At 57.1% G+C, this 21,823-nt stretch carries 18 protein-coding genes; 13 read left to right on the forward strand and 5 right to left on the reverse strand.

The window, feature by feature from the left end; all coding sequences use genetic code 11:
* The first annotated feature begins 130 nt into the window (after window positions 1–130).
* Window positions 131–1,480 (forward strand): lysine-sensitive aspartokinase 3, encoded by a 1,350-nt coding sequence (lysC, locus tag ABLV12_RS13705; protein WP_004109599.1) that lies wholly within the window; start codon window positions 131–133, stop codon window positions 1,478–1,480.
* A 39-nt stretch (window positions 1,481–1,519) separates the two neighbouring features.
* Here the strand turns inward: lysC and ABLV12_RS13710 are convergent, their stop codons facing one another.
* Window positions 1,520–2,308 carry a nucleotidyltransferase domain-containing protein gene (locus ABLV12_RS13710; RefSeq protein WP_325906011.1) on the reverse strand — a complete coding sequence of 263 codons (789 nt, stop codon included), beginning with the start codon at window positions 2,306–2,308 and terminating at the stop codon, window positions 1,520–1,522.
* A gap of 5 nt (window positions 2,309–2,313) precedes the next feature.
* Entirely contained in the window at window positions 2,314–3,441 is a 1,128-nt protein-coding gene (locus ABLV12_RS13715) for a slipin family protein (protein WP_004117199.1), read from the reverse strand.
* A gap of 444 nt (window positions 3,442–3,885) precedes the next feature.
* Here ABLV12_RS13715 and rtcR point away from each other — a divergent pair, with 444 nt between their 5' ends.
* The 3 genes from rtcR to ABLV12_RS13730 all read left to right on the forward strand — a co-directional run bounded on the left by rtcR (window position 3,886) and on the right by ABLV12_RS13730 (window position 6,978).
* Window positions 3,886–5,466, forward strand: a complete 1,581-nt coding sequence (gene rtcR, locus ABLV12_RS13720) for an RNA repair transcriptional activator RtcR (RefSeq protein WP_023329119.1) — start codon at window positions 3,886–3,888, stop codon at window positions 5,464–5,466.
* Between the two features lie 111 nt (window positions 5,467–5,577).
* The gene (gene panS / locus ABLV12_RS13725; protein WP_004117193.1) at window positions 5,578–6,519 is read left to right on the forward strand and encodes a ketopantoate/pantoate/pantothenate transporter PanS; all 942 of its coding nucleotides are present in this window, start codon (window positions 5,578–5,580) and stop codon (window positions 6,517–6,519) included.
* A gap of 186 nt (window positions 6,520–6,705) precedes the next feature.
* On the forward strand, window positions 6,706–6,978 hold the full coding sequence (locus tag ABLV12_RS13730; protein ID WP_004109613.1) for a DUF3811 domain-containing protein: 273 nt from the start codon (window positions 6,706–6,708) through the stop codon (window positions 6,976–6,978).
* Here ABLV12_RS13730 and rluF read toward each other — a convergent pair.
* The gene (gene rluF / locus ABLV12_RS13735; protein WP_017145134.1) at window positions 6,975–7,847 is read right to left on the reverse strand and encodes a 23S rRNA pseudouridine(2604) synthase RluF; all 873 of its coding nucleotides are present in this window, start codon (window positions 7,845–7,847) and stop codon (window positions 6,975–6,977) included. The genes ABLV12_RS13730 and rluF overlap by 4 nt on opposite strands.
* A 470-nt stretch (window positions 7,848–8,317) precedes the next feature.
* Between rluF and ABLV12_RS13740 the strand changes: the two genes are divergently transcribed.
* The 9 genes from ABLV12_RS13740 (at window position 8,318) to pepE (ending at window position 16,077) form a co-directional block, all read left to right on the forward strand.
* The gene (locus tag ABLV12_RS13740) at window positions 8,318–9,265 is read left to right on the forward strand and encodes a sugar-binding transcriptional regulator (RefSeq protein ID WP_348867109.1); all 948 of its coding nucleotides are present in this window, start codon (window positions 8,318–8,320) and stop codon (window positions 9,263–9,265) included.
* A 70-nt stretch (window positions 9,266–9,335) separates the two neighbouring features.
* Window positions 9,336–10,139 (forward strand): SDR family oxidoreductase, encoded by an 804-nt coding sequence (locus ABLV12_RS13745; protein WP_004109619.1) that lies wholly within the window; start codon window positions 9,336–9,338, stop codon window positions 10,137–10,139.
* A 9-nt stretch (window positions 10,140–10,148) separates the two neighbouring features.
* The gene (locus ABLV12_RS13750; protein ID WP_004109623.1) at window positions 10,149–10,556 is read left to right on the forward strand and encodes a mannose/fructose/sorbose PTS transporter subunit IIA; all 408 of its coding nucleotides are present in this window, start codon (window positions 10,149–10,151) and stop codon (window positions 10,554–10,556) included.
* A complete protein-coding gene (locus ABLV12_RS13755) occupies window positions 10,556–11,050 on the forward strand; it encodes a mannose/fructose/sorbose PTS transporter subunit IIB (protein ID WP_004109627.1) in 495 nt (164 codons plus the stop codon). The genes ABLV12_RS13750 and ABLV12_RS13755 overlap by 1 nt, the downstream gene beginning before the upstream one ends.
* Before the next feature lie 186 nt (window positions 11,051–11,236).
* The gene (locus ABLV12_RS13760; protein WP_004109631.1) at window positions 11,237–12,034 is read left to right on the forward strand and encodes a PTS mannose/fructose/sorbose transporter subunit IIC; all 798 of its coding nucleotides are present in this window, start codon (window positions 11,237–11,239) and stop codon (window positions 12,032–12,034) included.
* 11 nt (window positions 12,035–12,045) lie between these two features.
* Entirely contained in the window at window positions 12,046–12,870 is an 825-nt protein-coding gene (locus ABLV12_RS13765; RefSeq protein WP_004117183.1) for a PTS system mannose/fructose/sorbose family transporter subunit IID, read from the forward strand.
* 176 nt (window positions 12,871–13,046) lie between these two features.
* Window positions 13,047–14,279 (forward strand): L-sorbose 1-phosphate reductase, encoded by a 1,233-nt coding sequence (sorE, locus tag ABLV12_RS13770; RefSeq protein ID WP_049127837.1) that lies wholly within the window; start codon window positions 13,047–13,049, stop codon window positions 14,277–14,279.
* On the forward strand, window positions 14,272–15,081 hold the full coding sequence (locus tag ABLV12_RS13775) for a shikimate 5-dehydrogenase (protein WP_004109640.1): 810 nt from the start codon (window positions 14,272–14,274) through the stop codon (window positions 15,079–15,081). Before sorE ends, ABLV12_RS13775 begins: the two co-directional genes overlap by 8 nt.
* Window positions 15,082–15,387: 306 nt before the next feature.
* Complete coding sequence (gene pepE / locus ABLV12_RS13780; protein WP_004117180.1) at window positions 15,388–16,077, forward strand: dipeptidase PepE; 690 nt, start codon at window positions 15,388–15,390, stop codon at window positions 16,075–16,077.
* Between the two features lie 123 nt (window positions 16,078–16,200).
* On the opposite strand, the gene ABLV12_RS13785 is transcribed toward pepE, so the two are convergent.
* Together ABLV12_RS13785 and metH are read right to left on the reverse strand one after the other, a co-directional pair.
* Window positions 16,201–17,832, reverse strand: a complete 1,632-nt coding sequence (locus ABLV12_RS13785; protein WP_004109645.1) for a Na/Pi cotransporter family protein — start codon at window positions 17,830–17,832, stop codon at window positions 16,201–16,203.
* A gap of 186 nt (window positions 17,833–18,018) precedes the next feature.
* A complete protein-coding gene (gene metH / locus ABLV12_RS13790; protein WP_004117169.1) occupies window positions 18,019–21,702 on the reverse strand; it encodes a methionine synthase in 3,684 nt (1,227 codons plus the stop codon).
* Window positions 21,703–21,823: the final 121 nt, after the last annotated feature.

A 21,823-nucleotide genomic window follows, 5' to 3' on the forward strand; every position in this document is an offset into this window, starting at 1 on the left:
TTGTGCCATGGCTGAATAATTTGGCCTGGCTTATTAAGACATTTTGTTGCAATCCGGCTGCGTCCAGCCCCGCCAGGATTGGTTGTCAGGAATCGTTTTAATAAGTCAGGCCCCCTGACACGAGGTTGTTATGACAGACTTAGTTGTAGCCAAATTCGGCGGTACCAGCGTTGCCGACTTTGATGCCATGAACCGCAGCGTAGACGTCGCGCTGCTGGATGCCAATACCCGCGTGGTGGTGCTTTCCGCCTCGGCTGGCGTGACCAACCTGCTGGTCGCCTTAGCGGAAGGGCTGGAACCTGGCGAACGTTTCGCAAAGCTCGATGCCATGCGGCAAATCCAGTTCAATATTCTGGAGCGTCTGCGTTATCCGAACGTGATTCGCGATGAAATTGAACGCCTGCTGGAAAACATCACCACCCTGGCGGAAGCCGCCTCCCTGGCCAGTTCAAGCGCGTTAACCGACGAACTGGTCAGCCATGGCGAACTGATGTCCACTCTGCTGTTTGTCGAGATCCTGCGCGAGCGCGGTATCGCCGCCCAGTGGTTCGACGTGCGCAAGGTTATGCGCACCAACGATCGCTTTGGCCGCGCGGAACCGGATATCGCCGCCTTATCTGAACTCACCGAGCAACTTCTGGCTCCGCGTCTGGCGGAAGGACTGGTGATCACCCAGGGCTTTATTGGCAGCGAAGCGAAAGGCCGTACCACCACGCTTGGCCGCGGCGGCAGCGACTATACCGCCGCGCTACTCGGCGAAGCGCTAAACGCTACCCGCGTCGATATCTGGACCGATGTTCCGGGTATCTATACCACCGACCCGCGCGTTGCGCCGGCGGCGAAACGCATTGACGTTATCGCCTTTGAAGAAGCGGCGGAAATGGCGACCTTTGGCGCGAAAGTGCTGCATCCGGCCACCCTGCTTCCCGCCGTACGTAGCGATATTCCGGTATTCGTCGGCTCCAGCAAAGAGCCAAAAGCGGGCGGCACGCTGGTGTGCAAAAATACGGAAAATCCGCCGCTGTTCCGCGCGCTGGCGCTGCGCCGCAAGCAGACTCTGCTGACCCTGCACAGCCTCAATATGCTGCACTCGCGCGGTTTTCTGGCCGAGGTATTCAGCACGCTGGCGCGTCACAGTATCTCCGTCGATCTGATTACCACTTCTGAAGTGAGCGTGGCGCTGACCATGGATACCACCGGTTCGACTTCAGCCGGCGACACCCTGCTCACCCAGTCGCTGCTGACCGAACTGTCCTCGCTGTGCCGCGTTGAGGTTGAACAGGACCTGGCGCTGGTTGCCATCATTGGTAACGAACTGTCGAAAGCGTGCGGCGTCGGTAAAGAGGTGTTTGGCGTGCTGGAGCCGTTTAATATTCGAATGATTTGCTACGGCGCATCCAGCCACAATCTGTGCTTCCTGGTACCGGGTGCGGATGCCGAAAAAGTGGTGCAGAAGCTGCATCATAATCTGTTCGAGTAACAGCGATAAAAATGGCCCGCCATTTCTGCCGGGCCATTTTTAGTTTCCCATCACCGTGGTCATTAGCAATCTGTCCAACTCCCTGATGTCACCGCTCCGGCTCTCAGGCAGCGCTGGCGGGCTCGCGCCTCTGAGCAGCTCGGACTGAATAAACGCATGCAGTAATGGCCGCCGCGGACCATATTCGGCCTCGCCGGCGCGCTGTTTACGCGCCAGCAGCTCGTCGATTTCCTGACGCAGGCCCGCTTCCAGACAGCTTCCCGCCAGCAGTTCAGCAAAGCGCATCGGCGGCGCCCCTTTTCCCGCCTCAACCCAGCGGACGGCCAGTAGCGGACGCAGCACGTAAAAGTACTTTTTCAACCGCACCTGTTCACCCTGCAGATAGCCGCGAAAATTCTTTCTGGCCATCGAGTAGTAATGCCAGCGGGCGCGTACCGGAGAAAACCACTCCGGTATCAGCCGCTTAAGCGCCTGAACCGTCGCATCATCCTGCTGATACACCACCGGCGAGTCCAGCCATTCGATCAGCGTCGGATTTGCCCCTTTCAGCAGACCCAGCGCCTTACGCCACTCCCAACCGCAGACGTCCAGCTCAGCGTCGATGGGCAGCTCGATAACATCGCGCGGCGCATCCACCCGCAGGTACCACTCAGGGGGATGAACATAGAGAAACCGCACATCATAATCGCTGTCCGGCGAAGCAAAGCCCCAGCCCCGGCTGCCGGACTCGCAGGCGTAGAGCACCCTGACGCCGTAGCGCTGCTCCACCTCCTGTAACTGCCGCCGCACCTTATGGCGCATGGCGGCATCCACACCGTTATACGTCATGTTGTTTATCCTTTTAGATTGACCAGTCCATGCAGCACCTGGTCCAGGCCGCCAAAGACCGAGATTTTATCGATACGCTCCGCCACCCTTTCCAGCGTTTCCAGCTCTTTTAAGCGCAGCGCGACCGGGTTGTTTTCCATCACTTTCGCGGTGTTGAGCAGCGAACGCGTCGCCGCGGTCTCTTCACGCCGGCGGATCACGTTCGCCTGCGCCGATTTCTCCGCCTCCACCAGCTGCGACAGAATAGCTTTCATGTCGCCGGGCAAAACAATATCTTTCACGCCCAGCGAGGCGACTTCGATACCAAATGCCGCCATGCGCTCGGTTACCTGCGCGCTCACCACCTCATCAATGATGTGCTTATCTTCCAGTAGTTCATCCAGCGTTCGCGTTCCGACGGCTTCACGCAGCGCAAACTGCAGTTCGCGATACAGATGATCCAGCGGCTTCGTCAGCTGTCCAAAAGCCCGCAACACATCGCTGTAGCGCCAGTTCGCCGCCAGATTTAAACGCAGATTCACTTTATCTTTGGTCAGAATCTCCTGACCGCCGACTTCCAGCACCTGCAGGCGGGTATCGACCACTTCAGCTTCCACCAGGTGATTGATCTTCCAGTAGGCGCTCAGGCCCGGCGGCAGCAGCGACTGCGTCTCACCATCGACTTTCAATACCCCGACGTGCCAGGCTGGCACCGATACGGTCAGGATCGCTTCGCGACCTTTTACCGTCCCGTGACGTCTCGGCTGCAGCACCGCGTTCATGATCGCCTCGGGGACCTCAACCTGCCGGGTATCCAGACGTAGCAGCTGCATCTCGTCACCGGCGGCCCAGTAAAGTCGACGCGTCGCTGGCGGCAGAATTTCCTGCAGCACGCCGTTGTTATAGAGCGCTCCGGCCTCGTTATCCGTCAGGTCCGCCGCCAGGCAGTACTGTTCGATCCATTCCGCCTGAAAGCGCCGTAAATACTCGGCCAGCGCCTCCGGCACTTCGCTGCCGTCCCTGTTAACGATTAGCACTTCAGGAACGTTGAACCACGGCAGGCGATACTCGCCCGCTTCCAGAATCTGATAGTAATCTCCCTGACGAGAGAGAAGTCCCAGTTGGCCTTTCCGTATAGTGATTTTTTTAGCCATTTTTTATTCCTTATAAAAAGCAGGCGCGGGTGCAGGGGCGAAGTCGCAGGGGAACTCCCTTTTGCCTGCGGCACGGCGCCTTTACCGGCGGCCTGCTGTGGGGAGTGCTGACTGCGCAAAACCCCGTGTATCTCTATGATTAACAAACCAGTTTTCATTGGAGTGAAATCGGGAATCGAACCCATTGGTGGTTATCGGCTGACGGAACGCGCCCGAAAGACGGTCAGTACCGTTTCTGACGTGCCGGCGGGGTTTAACCCCCTGCGAATTCAGCGAAATAACGAAAGGGTTATTGCCAGATGCGTGCCAGGACGAAAAAGTGACGAAATAAATTTTTATCTCATTGATTAAAAGTGATTTATTTTTTAACTCGGTTTTTGCCGTTGCCCGGCTCGGGAGAATTTTTTATCTTTTAGTATCGATAGTTATCTTATGAGATAAATAATGAACAAGCGTCGGGTGGTGATTGGCGTTCTCGGAACGGTACTGGATAAACGCGGCAAGCGGGCTAATCGTTTAAAAAAATGGCGGCCCACCGTTGGGCTATGCCAGCAGGCCGATTTTCCTGTCGACAGGCTGGAGCTCATCCACCAGCCGCACGATGAAAGCCTGGCGCAAAAGCTGATCGAAGATATCGCCCTGCTTTCGCCGCAAACCGAAGTACGCCCGCATAGGGTCGAGATAAACGATCCGTGGGATTTTGAAGAGGTCTACGCGGCGTTTCTCGACTTCGCCAGCCGCTACAGCTTTGATACCGAAAACGAAGAGTATCTGGTGCATATCACTACCGGGACTCACGTGGCGCAAATCTGCTGGTTCCTGCTGACGGAGGCGCGCTATCTTCCCGCCAATCTGCTGCAGACCGGTCCTGCGCCGAAAGGCTCACCGGATGAAGCCATCGCTGCCGGTATTTACTCGGTTATCGATCTGGACTTAAACCGCTATGCCGCGCTCACCAGCCGCTTTCAGCGCGAGCAGCAGCAGTCGGTCTCTTTCCTGAAAGCCGGGATAGAGACGCGCAATGCGACGTTCAACAAGCTTATCGATCGAATTGAGCGCGTGGCGATCCGATCGACCGATCCGATCCTGCTTACTGGCCCAACGGGCGCCGGTAAGTCCTTTCTCGCCAGACGTATTTATCAGCTGCGCCAGTCGCGTCATTTAGTGGCGGGAAAATTTATGGCGGTTAACTGCGCCACCCTGCGCGGCGATAACGCAATGTCTACGCTGTTTGGCCATGTCAAAGGCGCGTTTACCGGCGCGGTCGCGCCGCGCGCCGGACTATTACGCGAAGCCGACGGCGGCGTGCTGTTTCTTGATGAAATCGCCGAGCTGGGGCTGGACGAGCAGGCCATGCTGCTGAAGGCCATTGAAGAAAAAACCTTTTTCCCGTTTGGTTCGGACAACGAGGCGCACAGCGACTTTCAGCTAATCGCCGGAACGCATCGCGATATGCAGCAGTGGGTGGCGGAAGGACGCTTTCGCGAAGATCTTTATGCGCGCATCAATATGTGGCGCTTTGCCCTCCCCGGCCTGGCGCAGCGGCGGGAAGATATTGCGCCAAACGTGGAGTATGAACTACGGCGACTGGCCAGCGAACGGCAGACGCAGATCCGCTTTGATAAAGAGGCCCGCGAGCGCTATCTGGCCTTTGCCTGCTCGCCGCAGGCGCAGTGGCGCGGCAATTTTCGCGAACTCAGCTCATCCGTGGCGCGTATGGCGACGCTGGCCGAGCAGGGGCGCATTACGCAGGCCGTTGCGGAAGAGGAGATTATGCTGCTGAAAGAGAGCTGGCAGCTGACGACGTCTTCTCCTGACATAGCAATGGAAATCGATCTCTTCGATCGCCGGCAGCTGGAAACGGTGCTGGAGGTCTGCCAGCGCAGCGCTTCGCTCTCCGAAGCCGGACGCGAGCTGTTCGCCGTCTCCCGTCAGAAAAAGGCCAATCCTAACGATGCTGACCGCCTGCGCAAGTATTTAGCGCGCTTCGGACTCAGCTGGGAGCTTATCCGCAGCGGAACATGAGCATAATTTGTTTGAATAATATTTCTTAGCACGATAAACAATAGCTATGGCCGGGCTCGATCCCGGCCGGTCAATAACAAGCAAACACAACTTATGTGCAAGGAAAACAACATGCTCGCCACGCTTACGCGGCTGTTCCCATTATGGGCGCTGCTGCTCTCGGTTATCGCTTATTACACGCCATCCACTTTTACTCCCGTTGGCCCGTGGGTCCCGACGCTGCTGATGCTGATTATGTTCGGCATGGGCGTGCATCTGAAAGTCGACGACTTTAAGCGCGTGCTTTCCCGCCCCGCGCCGGTTGCCGCAGGAATTTTTCTCCACTACCTGGTGATGCCGCTCGCCGCCTGGCTGCTGGCGCTGATTTTTCACATGCCGCCGGAGCTTTCCGCCGGCATGGTGCTGGTGGGCAGCGTCGCCAGCGGTACGGCATCCAACGTGATGATCTTTCTGGCAAAAGGCGATGTTGCGCTCTCAGTCACCATCTCCTCGGTATCCACCCTGGTCGGCGTGGTCGCGACGCCGCTGCTGACGCGTCTGTACGTGGATGCGCATATTCAGGTAGATGTGATGGGAATGCTGCTCAGCATTCTGCAAATTGTGGTGATCCCAATTGCACTGGGGCTGGCGGTGCATCATCTGCTGCCGAAAGTGGTGAAGGCGGTGGAACCGTTTCTCCCGGCCTTTTCGATGGTCTGCATTCTGGCGATTATCTGCGCCGTGGTGGCAGGCTCGGCGTCGCATATCGCTTCCGTTGGTTTTGTGGTGATTATCGCCGTTATCCTGCATAACACTATCGGTCTGCTCGGCGGCTACTGGGGCGGGCGACTGTTTGGCTTTGACGAGTCCACCTGCCGCACGCTGGCGATCGAGGTGGGAATGCAGAACTCCGGCCTTGCCGCCGCGCTGGGGAAAATCTACTTTGGCCCGCTGGCCGCGCTGCCCGGGGCGCTGTTCTCGGTCTGGCACAACCTGTCTGGCTCGCTGCTGGCCGGTTACTGGTCAGGGAAGCCGATTGCGGATGAATCGCGTCAAACGGAAAAAGAGAGCTAACAACCCGTAATTTTCCCGGCTTGCGCTGCGCTTAGCCGGGCTACGGTCCGTGCAGCTTGCGGGTTTTGTAGCCCGGACAGGTGCGCAGCACCGCCTCCGGGATTTTCTGCGAGGCACAACAATTTACCGTGAGACGTCCGCCCCTTTACCGTACACTGAAGCCACAGGCTAACTGAGGGCACCACTATGGCACTCCCCCGCATCACTCAAAAAGAGATGACCGAGCGCGAACAGCGCGAACTGAAAACCCTGCTCGACCGCGCGCGCATCGCCCATGGCCGTCCGCTGACCAACGCGGAGACCAATAGCGTGAAAAAAGAGTACATCGATAAACTGATGCTCCAGCGCGAAGCCGAGGCTAAGAAAGCCCGCCAGCTCAAGAAAAAGCAGGCTTACAAACCGGATGCGGAGGCCTCATTTTCCTGGTCGGCAAATACGCCAACGCGCGGCAGACGCTAACGCCCTTTCTTTTTACGCCCAGGCGCAGTAAAGCGTTTGCCGTTCGACGCCGGACGGGAAGACTTCTCGCTGGTTTTTTCCATCGCGACTACCGGGCGCTTAATGCCGGCCGTTTTCGGCTTCGCCTTTGCCTTCGGTTTCGCCTCTGAAGACGAGTTCTCAATCAGCTTGAAGAGATCGATCAGCTCATCGTCGGTCAGATCGCGCCACTCTCCCAGCGGGATCCCCGTCAGGCTGACGTTCATGATCCGCGTCCGCTCAAGCTTCGTCACTTCATAGCCAAAATATTCGCACATCCGGCGGATCTGGCGATTCAGCCCCTGAACCAGGGTAATGCGAAACACAAAAGGCGCTTCTTTTTTCACTTTGCACTTCTTCGTTACCGTGCCGAGAATCGGTACGCCCGCGCCCATTCCGCGAATAAACTCATCGGTCACCGGCTTATCAACGGTGACCAGATACTCTTTTTCATGGTCGTTACCGGCGCGCAGGATTTTATTCACCAGATCGCCATGGTTGGTCAGAAAGATGAGCCCCTGCGAGTCTTTGTCCAGACGGCCGATTGGGAATACGCGTTTGCTGTGGTTTACGAAATCAACGATGTTGTCGCGCTCTCCGTCTTCGGTAGTGCTGACGATGCCAACCGGTTTATTCAGCGCAATCAGTACTAAATCATCCGCTTCGCGCGGCTCAATCAACCGGCCATTGACCTTGACTACGTCGCCAGCTTTAACCTGGTCGCCAATAGTGGCGCGTTTGCCGTTGATAAAAACGTTGCCTTGTTCGATAAAGCGATCGGCTTCACGGCGCGAGCAAATTCCGCTTTCGCTGATGTATTTATTGAGTCGGGTTGACGAGTCGGGCAGCATAACTTCTCCTGAAACACTTCATCCTTCAAGTTGTCTCTGCGATGGCTACACTCACTGATCCCAGTCACATAGATTTCTATGCTGCCGGGCGTCGCTCCCTTGCCGCCTTGATAAAACTTGAATGCTTTCTGTTTAAAAACGAAATATACCCTACCTTGCAGGCGATAAAAAAGAATCGCGCGCTCGCCGCCTGACGCTAAATGTGATCTGTCCCGCCTTTCAACACAAAAGTGTACTTCAGAAAGCCCAGCAACTTTGCCCGGCGAAATAAAGCAGAATCAGGCCCTTATCACTTACGGCACAAATGTGCCGGAAACCGGCGATTAGCAACGCAAATGTGCAACAGAAACGGTCAGAAGATTGCTATGAAAAAGAGGAAAATTTCTTTAAAGCGGGCGCCTGATGGGGTTATATCAGATCGTGAGCGCCAATATCTGATTTGCACAAATGTGCAGGAGCCGACAGTGACGATGGAAAACAGCGACGATATTCGTCTGATCGTAAAAATCGCCCAGCTCTATTATGAGCAGGATATGACCCAGGCGCAGATTGCCCGCGAGCTGGGGATATACCGCACCACCATCAGCCGTCTGCTGAAGCGCGGCCGCGAGCAGGGCATCGTCACTATCGCCATCAACTATGACTACAACGAAAATCTGTGGCTTGAGCAGCAGCTGAAACAAAAATTTGGCCTCAAGGAGGCGGTGGTGGCGGCCTGCGACTCGCTGCTGGAGGAGGATCAGCTCAATCTTATCGGCCTGCATGGCGCACAATTGGTCGACAGGCTGCTGGAGCCGGGCGATATCGTCGGTTTCTCCTGGGGGTGTGCGGTACGCGCGCTGGTGGAGAATCTGCCGCAGGCCAGCCAGTCCCGTCAGGTTATCTGCGTCCCGATTATCGGCGGCCCCTCCGGCAAGCTGGAGAGCCGCTACCACGTGAATACGCTGACCTACGGCGCCGCGGCGAAGCTGAAAGCGGAATCGCATCTCGCCGATTTCCCGGCGCTGCTGGATAACAAATTAATTCGCAACGGTATTATGCAATCCCAGCACTTTAAAACCATTGCATCTTACTGGGATAACCTGGACGTCGCGCTGGTGGGGATCGGTTCACCGGCTATCCGCGACGGCGCCAACTGGCATGCGTTTTACGGCAGCGAAGAGAGCGACGATCTCAACGCCCGCCAGGTCGCCGGTGATATCTGCTCGCGCTTTTACAATATTTATGGCGCGCTGGTAGAAACCGCCATGAGCGAGAAAACGCTGTCTATTGAGATGGCGAAACTCAGGCAGGCGCGTTATTCGGTAGGTATCGCCATGGGCGAGGAAAAATACTCCGGTATTCTTGGCGCCTTAAATGGACACTATATTAACTGTCTGGTGACGAATCGAGAAACCGCCGAGTCGCTACTGAAGTAAATTACAACGATATGATTTCACGCAGCGCTGCTGCGGGGAATCCCTTTATCTGAAGAAACAGGAGTCGATAATGGATACGTGGTTAAACTTAAAAGATAAAATTATTATTGTTACCGGTGGCGCATCAGGAATTGGCCTGGCGATTGTCGATGAATTATTAGCCCAGGGCGCAAATGTGCAGATGAGCGATATTCACGGCGGCGATAAACATCAGCTCGGTGAAAATTATTGTTTCTGGCCAACAGATATTTCCAGCGCCAGCGAAGTGAATAATACCGTCGACAGTATTATTCAGCGTTTTGGCCGTATTGACGGACTGGTTAATAACGCTGGCGTCAACTTCCCGCGTTTATTAGTCGATGAGAAAGCGCCGTCCGGCCGCTATGAATTAAATGAAGCGGCATTCGAAAAAATGGTCAATATCAATCAAAAAGGCGTATTTCTGATGTCACAGGCGGTAGCCCGCCAGATGGTTAAACAGCGCAGCGGCGTGATTGTTAACGTCTCGTCGGAAAGCGGCCTCGAAGGCTCTGAAGGCCAGAGCTGTTACGCCGCGACTAAAGCCGCGCTGAATAGCTTTACCCGCTCATGGTCGAAAGAGTTAGGTAAACACGGTATTCGTGTCGTGGGCGTTGCGCCGGGCATTCTGGAAAAAACCGGGCTGCGCACGCCTGAGTACGAACAGGCGCTGGCCTGGACCCGTAATATTACCGTCGAGCAGCTGCGCGAAGGCTATAGCAAAAATTCGATTCCGATTGGTCGTTCGGGTCGGCTCAGCGAAGTCGCTGATTTTGTTTGCTATCTACTCTCAGATCGCGCCAGCTATATCACCGGAGTCACCACTAACATCGCGGGCGGAAAAACGCGCGGCTAAGGGGGAAAAATGGTTAACGTCATCTTCTGCGCCCACGGCCAGCTGGCCTGCGCCATGCTCGACTCGGTGCGCATGGTTTACGGCGATGTCAACGTCAGCGCCGTGGAGTTTGTACCGGGTGAAAACGCGGGCGACATCGCCGGTAAGCTTGAAAAGTTGGTAAGTACTCACAAAGACGAAGAGTGGCTTATTGCCGTCGATTTACAGTGCGGAAGCCCGTGGAATGCCGCCGCCGGGCTAGCGATGCGCAACCCGCAGCTCCGGGTCATCAGCGGCCTGTCGCTGCCGCTGGCTCTGGAGCTGGTCGATAATCAGCAAACGATGAATGCAGAAGCGCTGTGCCAACACCTGGAACTTATCGCCAGCCAGTGCTGCGTCACCTGGCGGCAACCGGAAACCGTTGAGGAGGATTTCTGATGAACATTACGCTCGCGCGCATTGACGACCGTTTGATTCACGGCCAGGTCACCACCGTTTGGTCAAAAGTGGCCAACGCCCAGCGCATTATTATCTGTAATGACGACGTGTATAACGACGACGTTCGCCGCACGCTGCTTCGCCAGGCCGCGCCGCCGGGCATGAAGGTCAATGTGGTGAATATCGAGAAAGCCGTCGCCGTTTATCACAACCCGCAATATCAGGACGAAACGGTTTTTTATTTATTCACTAATCCGCAGGACGTATTAACTATGGTGCAGCAGGGGGTGAAAATAGCCACCCTGAATATTGGCGGTATGGCCTGGCGACCGGGTAAGAAACAATTAACCAAAGCGGTGTCATTAGACGCAGCGGATATTAATACCTTTCAGCAGTTAGATAAGCTGGGGGTTAAACTTGATTTACGCGTCGTAGCCTCAGATCCGTCGGTTAATATTCTCGATAAAATAGCAGAGCAGTCCGTTACAGAATAATAAAACGCGCCTTTTATTTCACCCTGGCATTCTGGCTGCATCGCGGCGGCAAATGAGAAAGTCACCAGCAGCATAGATTACTATGCGACTGGGGCGAGAGAATGCAGTCAACAAAGAGGCAGCCTGAAGAACATCGTGTAAATGCCGTAAAAGGCAGGGATTTCTATACCCTCGAGGTGACAAATTATGGAAATAAGTACCCTACAAATAATAGCCATATTTATTTTTTCCTGTATTGCCGGAATGGGCAGCGTGCTGGATGAATTCCAGACTCACCGTCCATTAATCGCCTGTACCGTGATTGGCTTAATTCTCGGCGATTTAAAAACCGGAATTATGCTCGGCGGGACGCTGGAGCTCATCGCGCTCGGCTGGATGAACGTCGGCGCGGCGCAGTCTCCGGATTCGGCGTTAGCCAGCATTATTTCCGCCATCCTGGTGATCGTTGGCCAGCAAAGCATCGCTACCGGAATAGCGATTGCGCTGCCGGTCGCGGCCGCAGGCCAGGTACTCACCGTGTTCGCCCGCACCATTACCGTGGTGTTCCAGCACGCGGCGGATAAGGCCGCGGAAGAGGCACGCTTCAGAACAATCGATCTGCTGCACGTGTCGGCGCTGGGCGTTCAGGCGCTGCGCGTCGCCATTCCCGCACTCATCGTTTCTCTGTTTGTCAGCGCGGATATGGTCAGCAATATGCTCAACGCCATTCCGGAATTCGTCACCCGCGGTCTGCAAATCGCCGGCGGTTTTATCGTGGTGGTCGGCTACGCCATGGTGCTGCGCATGATGGGCGTGAAGTATCTGATGCCTTTCTTCTTTCTCGGCTTCCTCGCGGGCGGCTATCTCGACTTTAGTCTGCTGGCTTTCGGCGGCGTGGGGGTCATCATCGCGCTGATTTATATCCAGCTCAACCCGCAGTGGCGTAAACCTGAACCGCAGGCCGCCGCCCCCTCTTCCACCGCCCTTGACCAGCTTGACGACTGATGGAGCCCAACATGGAACAGAAAAAAATTACCCAAGGCGACCTGGTGAGCATGTTTCTGCGATCCAACCTGCAGCAGGCGTCATTCAACTTCGAGCGTATCCACGGGCTTGGTTTCTGCTACGACATGATCCCGGCCATCAAGCGCCTCTACCCGCTGAAGGAGGATCAGGTTGCCGCGCTGAAGCGCCATCTGGTGTTCTTCAATACCACTCCGGCAGTCTGCGGGCCGGTTATTGGCGTGACCGTCGCGATGGAGGAAGCGCGGGCCAACGGCGCCGCTATTGACGATGGCGCCATCAACGGGATCAAAGTCGGCCTGATGGGGCCGCTGGCAGGCGTGGGCGACCCGCTGGTATGGGGCACGCTGCGGCCAATTACCGCCGCCCTCGGCGCCTCGCTGGCGCTCTCCGGAAATATTCTTGGTCCGCTGCTGTTCTTCTTTATTTTCAACGCGGTTCGTCTGGCGATGAAGTGGTACGGACTGCAGCTTGGCTTCCGTAAAGGGGTCAATATCGTCAGCGATATGGGCGGTAACCTGCTGCAAAAACTGACCGAAGGCGCCTCCATTCTAGGCCTGTTTGTGATGGGCGTGCTGGTCACCAAGTGGACCACCATCAACGTCCCGCTGGTGGTCTCGCAAACGCCGGGCGCCGACGGCTCAACCGTCACCATGACCGTACAAAACATCCTCGATCAGCTTTGCCCCGGCCTGCTGGCTCTGGGCCTGACGCTGCTGATGGTGCGCCTGCTCAATAAGAAAGTGAACCCGGTCTGGCTGATTTTCGCCCTCTTCGGTTTGGGGATTATCGGTAACGCACTGGGCTTCCTGTCCTGATTATTCCGCCCGGCGATGCCGGGTCTACTTCAACAAGTTAACCCCAAAGATGGCGCAGTACGGCGAGGCGGCAACTGAATTTATCCCTGGGAGCGTGGATTCACTGCGTGATCCGGGGACGTGAAGGAAGCCAATACAGCCGTCATGCGAAAGATGAAGGGGGTGAGGTGGTAAACATGCAAACAACAACAGCCCTGCGCCTGTACGGCAAACGCGATCTGCGCCTGGAAACCTTTGCACTTCCGGCGATGCAGGATGATGAAATTCTCGCCCGGGTGGTCACCGACAGCCTGTGCCTCTCTTCGTGGAAAGAGGCGAACCAGGGCGAGAACCACAAAAAGGTGCCTGACGATGTGGCGACTAACCCGATCATCATCGGCCATGAGTTCTGCGGAGAGATCATCGCCGTCGGCAAAAAATGGCAGCACAAGTTTCACGCTGGCCAGCGCTATGTGATTCAGGCCAATCTGCAGCTACCGGATCGCCCGGACTGCCCCGGTTATTCCTTCCCGTGGATCGGCGGCGAAGCCACCCACGTGGTGATCCCTGACGAGGTGATGGCGCAGGATTGCCTGCTCACCTGGGAAGGCGATACCTGGTTTGAAGGTTCGCTGGTGGAGCCGCTTTCCTGCGTAATCGGCGCGTTCAACGCCAACTATCATCTGCAGGAAGGCAGCTATAACCATGTGATGGGCATTCGCCCGCAGGGGCGCACCCTGATCCTCGGCGGCACGGGCCCGATGGGTCTGCTGGCTATCGACTACGCGCTGCATGGCCCGATCAACCCGGCGCTGCTGGTGGTCACCGACACCAATAAGCCAAAACTCAGCTATGCGCGCCAGCACTATCCCTCCGAGCCGCAAACGCTGATTCACTATCTGGATGGGCACGATGCCAGCCGCGAAACGTTGATGGCGCTCTCCGGCGGCCACGGTTTTGACGATATTTTTGTCTTCGTCCCTAACGAACAGCTCATCACTCTGGCATCCTCGCTGCTGGCCCCGGACGGCTGCCTGAACTTTTTTGCCGGCCCGCAGGATAAGCAGTTCAGCGCGCCGATCAATTTTTACGATGTGCATTACGCCTTCACTCACTACGTCGGCACCTCCGGCGGCAATACCGACGATATGCGCGCCGCCGTAGCGCTGATGCAGGCAAAAAAAGTCCAGACTGCAAAAGTGGTGACCCATATTCTGGGGCTGAATGCGGCGGGCGAGACCACCCTGGATTTACCGGCGGTGGGCGGCGGTAAGAAGCTGGTTTATACCGGGAAAAACTTCCCGCTGACGCCGCTGGGAGACATTCGCGACCCGCAGCTGGCGGCGATTATGGAACGTCACCACGGTATCTGGTCAAAAGAGGCGGAAGAGTATCTGCTGGCCCACGCGGAGGATATTGCTCATGATTAATCGCGATACGCAGCTATGCATGTCGCTGGCCGGTCGCCCGGGCAACTTTGGTACCCGCTTTCATAACTATCTGTATGAAAAACTCGGGCTGAATTATATCTATAAAGCCTTTACCACCCAGGATATTGCCGCAGCGGTGAAGGGCGTCCGCGCATTGGGCATCCGCGGCTGCGCGGTCTCAATGCCGTTTAAAGAGAGCTGCATAGCGTATCTTGACGCGCTTGCCCCTTCGGCAAAGGCGATTGATTCGGTCAACACCATCGTCAACGACGACGGCAGGCTAACCGGGTTGAATACCGACTACATCGCGGTGAAAAGCCTGATTGACAGCCATCAGCTCGACTCCTCTGCCAAAGTGATGATCCAGGGCAGCGGCGGGATGGGCAAAGCGGTCATCGCCGCCTTTCGCGATGCCGGTTTCCGCGATGTGATTATCGCCGCCCGCCATCGCGATCGTGGACTGGTGCTGGCAAAGCAGTACGGTTTTCAATGGCAGCCAAAGCCGGAAGGGATCGCGGCGGATATTCTGGTTAACGTCACGCCGCTCGGCATGGCGGGCGGTGCGGAAAGCGAAACCCTGGCCTTTAGCCCGACGATGGTGGAACGGGCCGACGTGGTATTTGACGTGGTCGCTCTGCCGCCGGAAACCCCGCTCATCAAACTGGCGAAGAAGCGGGACAAACACGTTATCAGCGGCGCGGAGGTGATTGCCCTGCAGGCGGTGGAGCAGTTTGCGCTCTACACCGGCGTGCGTCCGGACGCGGCGCTGGTCGCTGAAGCCGCGGCCTTTGCCAGAGGATAAGGGCAAACGAAGAGCGCCAGGGAGGGCGCTCTAATAACCATTGATCGGAAAGTCGATTGCAGCGCGCAGCGCAGCCCTTCCCTTGCCTGTGAATCATCACGTGAAACTAAGCGGTTCCCGCTAACCTGTCACGCCCGGTAGAGTCACTCTGCGAGGTACTTTCCAGATTAATTCGGAGAATCCCTGCGCCAAAAATCGCCGCTCCGCTTTGCTCAGCGCGTCTCAGCGTGAGCCACGTCAGCAAGCGGTGAGATATCCTGTGATAACATCCCAGCCCGAATAATCATCTGGTCAAATGGAGAAATTATGGAACTGCTGCTATTGAGTAACTCAACGCTGCCGGGCAAAGCCTGGCTGGAACATGCGCTGCCGACCATTGCCGGGCAGCTAAATGGCCGCCGTTCCGCGGTATTCATCCCTTTTGCCGGGGTGACGCAAACCTGGGATGATTACACCGCGAAAACCGCCGCCGTCTTCAGCCCAATGGGCGTTACGGTTACCGGTATTCACAGCGTCGCGGACCCGGTTTCGGCGATTGAGAACGCGGAGATAGTTATCGTCGGCGGCGGCAATACCTTTCAGCTGCTGAAAGAGTGTCGCGACCGCGGCCTGCTGGCGCCGATGGTGGATGTAGTGAAGCGCGGGGCGCTGTATATCGGCTGGAGCGCGGGCGCTAACCTTGCCTGCCCGACAATTCGCACCACCAATGATATGCCGATTGTCGACCCTAACGGTTTTTCTGCACTGGGGCTGTTTCCGCTGCAAATTAACCCGCACTTCACCAACGCGCTGCCGGAAGGCCACAAAGGGGAAACTCGCGAACAGCGGATTCGCGAGCTGCTGGTGGTTGCGCCAGAGTTGACGATTATCGGCCTGCCGGAAGGCAACTGGATACAGGTGACGCAGGGCCACGCCACTCTCGGCGGCCCGAATCCGACGCTGGTTTTCAGAGCCGGAGAGGAAGCGGTAACCCTGAACGCAGGCCATCGTTTCTGACCCCCCGCCCTTGTCCCGGAGGCGGCGCTGCGCGCCTGTCCGGGCTCCCCCCCCGCAGACCGCGGTATACCTGTAGCCCGGCTAAGCGCAGCGCGAGCCGGGAATGTAAGGCGGCGTCAGCGCTTAATAATCATCGCGCTCATCGTCCTCATCCGGCTGCTCCATCACGCTATAGGCTACCGAGCAGAACAGCGAGTTCAGACGCTTCATATCGCCCAGCAGCGCCAGGTGCAGCGTACTGGTTTCGATACTCTGTACGTTTTGCTGATGCAGGCGATCAACGTGAGCATGCGAGTAACGACGGTTCATAATGCGAAAACGGTGTTTGCTACGGCGCAAGCGGCGGGCGCTCGGTACGTCGCCGGAAAAGAAAACCGACATCGCTAGCTGTAGATTGCTGAGCAGCTGATCGTAGAGCGCATCCAGCTCTTTCAACCCCTCCATGGAGAACGCGCGCCGCGCGGCCAGCGATTTATCGGCGATTTCGCTGCCCATTCGTTCAACGATATCTGAAGCCTGCTCGAGGTTGAGCGCCATTTCGATAATTTCCGCCCAGCGGCGGGATTCCTCATCGGCCAGCTCCTCTTTTGGCATCCGCGCCAGATAGAGCTTAATCGCGGTGTAAAGTACGTTGATATCGTCCGCCAGCCGCCGCAGCTCTTTCTCTTCACGCGGTTCACCGTGCATCACTTTATGCAGGCTTTCCAGCATCTGCTCCATGGCATCGCCGATACGCAGGGTTTCGCGGGCGGCGTTAGCCAGCGCCAGAGCCGGGGTGTCCAGCGCTGAAGTATCAAGATGCTTTGGCTTCAGTCGTGCATCCAGCTCCGGCTCATCGCGAATCAGTCGCTTACAGAGGTTAGCCATCGGCCCGGCGAACGGCACCATGGCGATACAGCGGATCAGGTTGTAGAAGACGTGGAAATAGATAACCAGTTCGGATTTTTGCAGCGGGAGCTCATCCATAACGTTTGCCAACAGATGGACAAACGGCAGGATAATCAGACTACCCACCAGCTTAAACAACAGGCTGCCGAGCGCAACGCGGCGCGCGGCGGCATTAGCGCCGCTGTTGTTTAGCATCGCCAGCAGCCCGGATCCGAGGTTGGCGCCAATCACCAGGCACAGCGCCACCGGGAACGAAATCACGCCGGTGGCGGTTAACGTAGCGGTCAGCAGCACCGCTGCCAGGCTTGAATAGCTGATGATGGCAAATACCGCGCCGATCAGCGCATCCAGCATAATATCGCCGGTCAACGAGGCGAAAATCACCTGCACGCCGTTAGCCTGGGTGATGGGATGCACCGCCTGAACGATCAGCTCCAGCGCCAGCAGAATCAAGCCCAGGCCAATACCCACGCGCCCGAGCTGGCCCGCGCGCGTTTGCTTGCGCCCAAGGAAGAAAATGACGCCGATAAAAATCAGCAGCGGCGAAAGCCAGGACAGGTCGAAGGTCAGCACCCTCGCCATCAGCGCGGTACCAACGTCAGCGCCCAGCACCATCACCAGCGCAGGGGCTAACGCCACCAGATCCTGGGCGACAAAAGAGGTGACCAGCATGGTGGTGGCGTTGCTGCTCTGGACCAGCGCGGTAACCCCGATCCCCGCGCAGAAGGCGAGCGGTTTTTTCTCCACGCTGCTGCTGAGTACACTCCTCAGGCGAGCGCCGTAGACGCGCATCACGCCGGTACGAACAATATGGGTGCCCCACACCAGTAGAGCGACGGCGGACAACAGGTGTAGCAGAGTTAACACGGAATCAGCTTCTCCTTATATTTATTTGTTCCAGAAACTCATAAACCGTTACAGGCCGGATAGCGCTTCGCCTATCCGACGGCAACGATCGCAAGCTCCCTTCAGTATAAGGGTTTATGCACAATAAAGAGACAGGGCGCTCGTTGAGCGCCCTGTTAGTTGTAAGGAAAGATAACGGCTGGTGGATCAGTCGGCATCGTAACCGAGGTTCGGTGCCAGCCAGCGCTCCACTTCCGCCACGCTCATCCCCTTACGTAACGCATAGTCCTCCACCTGATCGCGCTGAATTTGCGCTACCGCGAAGTACTTACTGTCCGGATGGCTGAAGTACCAGCCGGAAACCGACGCGCCGGGCCACATGGCAAAGGATTCCGTCAGCTTCATGCCGGTACGTTTTTCCACCTCCAGCAGCTCCCAGATGGTCGCCTTTTCGGTGTGCTCCGGACAGGCGGGATAGCCCGGCGCCGGGCGTATTCCCTGGTAATTCTCGCGGATCAGCTCCTCGTTGCTGAGGTTTTCGTTCGCCGCATAGCCCCAGTAGACCTTACGCACCCGCTCATGCAGATACTCGGCGAAGGCTTCCGCCAGACGGTCGGCAATCGCCTTCACCATAATCTTGTTATAGTCATCGTGCTGTGCCTCCCAGGCGTCGGCCAGCGCGTCTTCCTCAAGGCCGCCGGTCACCGCAAAGGCGCCGATATAGTCCGCCTTCCCCGACAGCTTCGGCGCGACAAAATCCGCCAGGCAGTAGTTGGCAAAGCCGACTTTCTCGGTCTGCTGGCGCAGATGATGCCCCACCGTCAGCACGTGAGTCCGGGTTTCATCGCGATAGATTTCAATATCGTCGCCGACGCGGTTAGCCGGGAACAGCCCCACGACGCCGCGTGGATTGAGGGCCTTCCCGGCACTGAGCTTATCCAGCAGTTCGTTGGCGTCTTTAAACAGGCGCTGTGCCTCTTCGCCCACGACTTCATCTTCCAGAATGCGCGGATACTTACCGGCCAGCGACCAGGTCATAAAGAACGGCGTCCAGTCGATATAATTACGCAGGGTTTCAATACTGGCTTCCACCTCATGCACGCCCAGACGATGAGCCACCGGCGGGGTGTAGCTTGCCCAGTCAAAGGCCAGGTCGTTATCGCGCGCGGCTTCCAGCGTGACGGGGGGAGTGCGCGGCTTTTTACGTCCGTGCTGAATACGCACCGTTTCGTACTCTTTGCGGGTACGGGCGACAAAATCATCGCGCTGGCTATCGGACAGCAGGGCGGCGACCACGCCGACGGTGCGCGAGGCGTTCTGCACGTAGACCGTCGGGCCGCTGTAGTTCTGCTCGATTTTCACTGCCGTATGCGCTTTCGAGGTGGTTGCGCCACCGATCAGCAGCGGAATAGTAAAGCCCTGACGCTCCATCTCCTTCGCCACGTTGACCATCTCATCCAGCGACGGCGTAATCAGCCCGGAGAGGCCAATCAGGTCGGCGTTAACCTCGCGGGCGGTTTTCAGGATTTTATCCGCAGGCACCATCACGCCCAGATCGACGATTTCATAGTTATTACACTGCAGCACGACGCCGACAATATTCTTGCCGATATCGTGAACGTCACCCTTCACGGTGGCGATGACCATCTTGCCGTTGCTGGAACCTTTCTCTTTGCTGGCCTCAATATAGGGTTCGAGGTAGGCCACCGCCTGCTTCATTACGCGGGCGGATTTCACCACCTGAGGCAGGAACATTTTCCCTTCACCGAACAGATCGCCAACCACGTTCATACCGTCCATCAGCGGTCCTTCGATAACCTCGATCGGGCGCGCGGCCTGCTGTCGGGCTTCTTCGGTATCGAGCTCAATAAATTCGGTAATGCCTTTAACCAGCGAGTACTCGAGACGTTTTTTGACGTCCCAGCTGCGCCATTCCGCCTGCTGGGCGTTGGCGGTATCGTCAGTTTTGCTGCCGCGATATTTCTCCGCCAGATCCAGCAGGCGTTCGGTGCCATCATCGCGGCGGTTCAGAATCACATCTTCAACCGCGTCGCGCAGCTCGGCGGGAAGGTCGTCGTAAATTGCCAGCTGTCCAGCGTTGACGATACCCATATCCATGCCGTTACGGATGGCGTAGTAGAGGAATACTGCGTGAATCGCCTCGCGCACCGGGTCGTTACCGCGGAAGGAGAACGACACGTTAGAGACGCCGCCGGAGATCAGCGCGTGCGGCAGTTCGCGTTTGATATCTTCACAGGCGCCGATAAAGTCCTGGGCATAGTTGTTGTGCTCTTCAATTCCGGTCGCCACGGCGAAAATATTCGGGTCGAAGATGATGTCTTCCGGCGGGAAGCCCACCTCTTCGGTAAGAATGGTGTACGCCCGGCGGCAAATTTCAATTTTACGTTCGCGGGTATCGGCCTGGCCCACTTCATCAAAGGCCATCACCACGACGGCGGCCCCGTAGCGGCGCACCTTTTTCGCATGCTGGATAAACGGCTCAACGCCCTCTTTCATCGAGATGGAGTTAACGATGCCTTTGCCCTGAATACACTTCAGGCCCTTTTCGATAACCTCCCATTTGGAGGAGTCGATCATAATCGGCACGCGGGCGATATCCGGCTCACCGGCGATCAGGTTGAGGAAACGCGTCATCGCCGCTTCGGCGTCGAGCATCCCCTCATCCATATTGATATCGATAATCTGTGCGCCGCTTTCCACCTGCTGGCGCGCCACATCCAGCGCTTCGTTATATTTTTCTTCTTTAATCAGGCGTTTGAATTTCGCCGAGCCGGTAACGTTGGTGCGTTCGCCGACGTTCACAAACAGGCTGTCATCGCCGATATTCAGCGGCTCAAGGCCGGAAAGACGGCAGGCGACGGGGATCTCCGGCAGCTGGCGCGGCGGCAGGCCGGCCACCGCGCGGCTCATGGCGGCGATATGTTCCGGCGTGGTGCCGCAGCAGCCGCCGACAATATTCAGGAAGCCGGCCTCCGCCCATTCGCGAATTTGCGTCGCCATCGTGTCGGCGTCCAGATCGTATTCACCAAAGGCGTTCGGCAGGCCGGCGTTCGGGTGGGCGGTGACGTAGCATTCGGCGATACGCGACAGCTCCTGCACGTACTGGCGCAGTTCGTCCGGCCCCAGAGCGCAGTTGAGGCCGAAAGTGAGCGCATCGGCGTGGCGCAGCGAGTTATAAAAGGCTTCGGTGGTCTGGCCGGACAGCGTGCGACCGGAGGCGTCGGTGATGGTGCCGGAGATCATAATCGGCAGATCGACCCCCAGCGCTTCAAACTCCTCTTTGACCGCAAAGATCGCCGCTTTGGCGTTGAGGGTATCGAACACCGTCTCAATCAGAATCAGATCCGCCCCGCCTTCCACCAGCGCTTTGGTGGATTCACGATAGGCTTCCACCAGCCCGTCAAAGGTGATGTTGCGAAAGGCCGGGTCATTGACGTCAGGAGAAATGGACGCAGTGCGGTTAGTCGGGCCGAGAACGCCTGCCACATAGCGTGGTTTTTCCGGCGTGCGCGCGGTCCAGGCATCAGCGCTGGCGCGGGCCAGTTTCGCCGCCGTAAAGTTGATTTCCGCCGACAGGGATTCCATCTGGTAATCCGCCATCGCGATGGTCGTCGAGTTAAAGGTGTTGGTTTCAATGATATCCGCCCCGGCCGCAAAATAGGCATCGTGGATGGCGGTGATCACTTCCGGCTTGCTGAGAACCAGCAGGTCGTTGTTGCCCTTCAGGTCGCACGGCCAGTCGGCAAAACGCTCGCCGCGGAAGTCCTGCTCACTCAGACGATAGCTCTGGATCATGGTGCCCATGCCCCCATCCAGAACCAGAATACGTTCTTTTAACTGCTGATGCAGTTGCTCAACTTTGCTGCTCACACTCGCTCCCGACAACGCTCAACCAGACCGAAAAAACTCAACGGACCATACTGGCACAAACCGAAGGGGTGGAAAAGAGAACAGCGGGCAAGATGAGACATGTTCAGCTTCACTCATCCGA

Origin of the sequence: Klebsiella sp. CN_Kp100 (assembly GCF_040065315.1) — a bacterium.
Lineage (GTDB): Bacteria > Pseudomonadota > Gammaproteobacteria > Enterobacterales > Enterobacteriaceae > Klebsiella > Klebsiella oxytoca.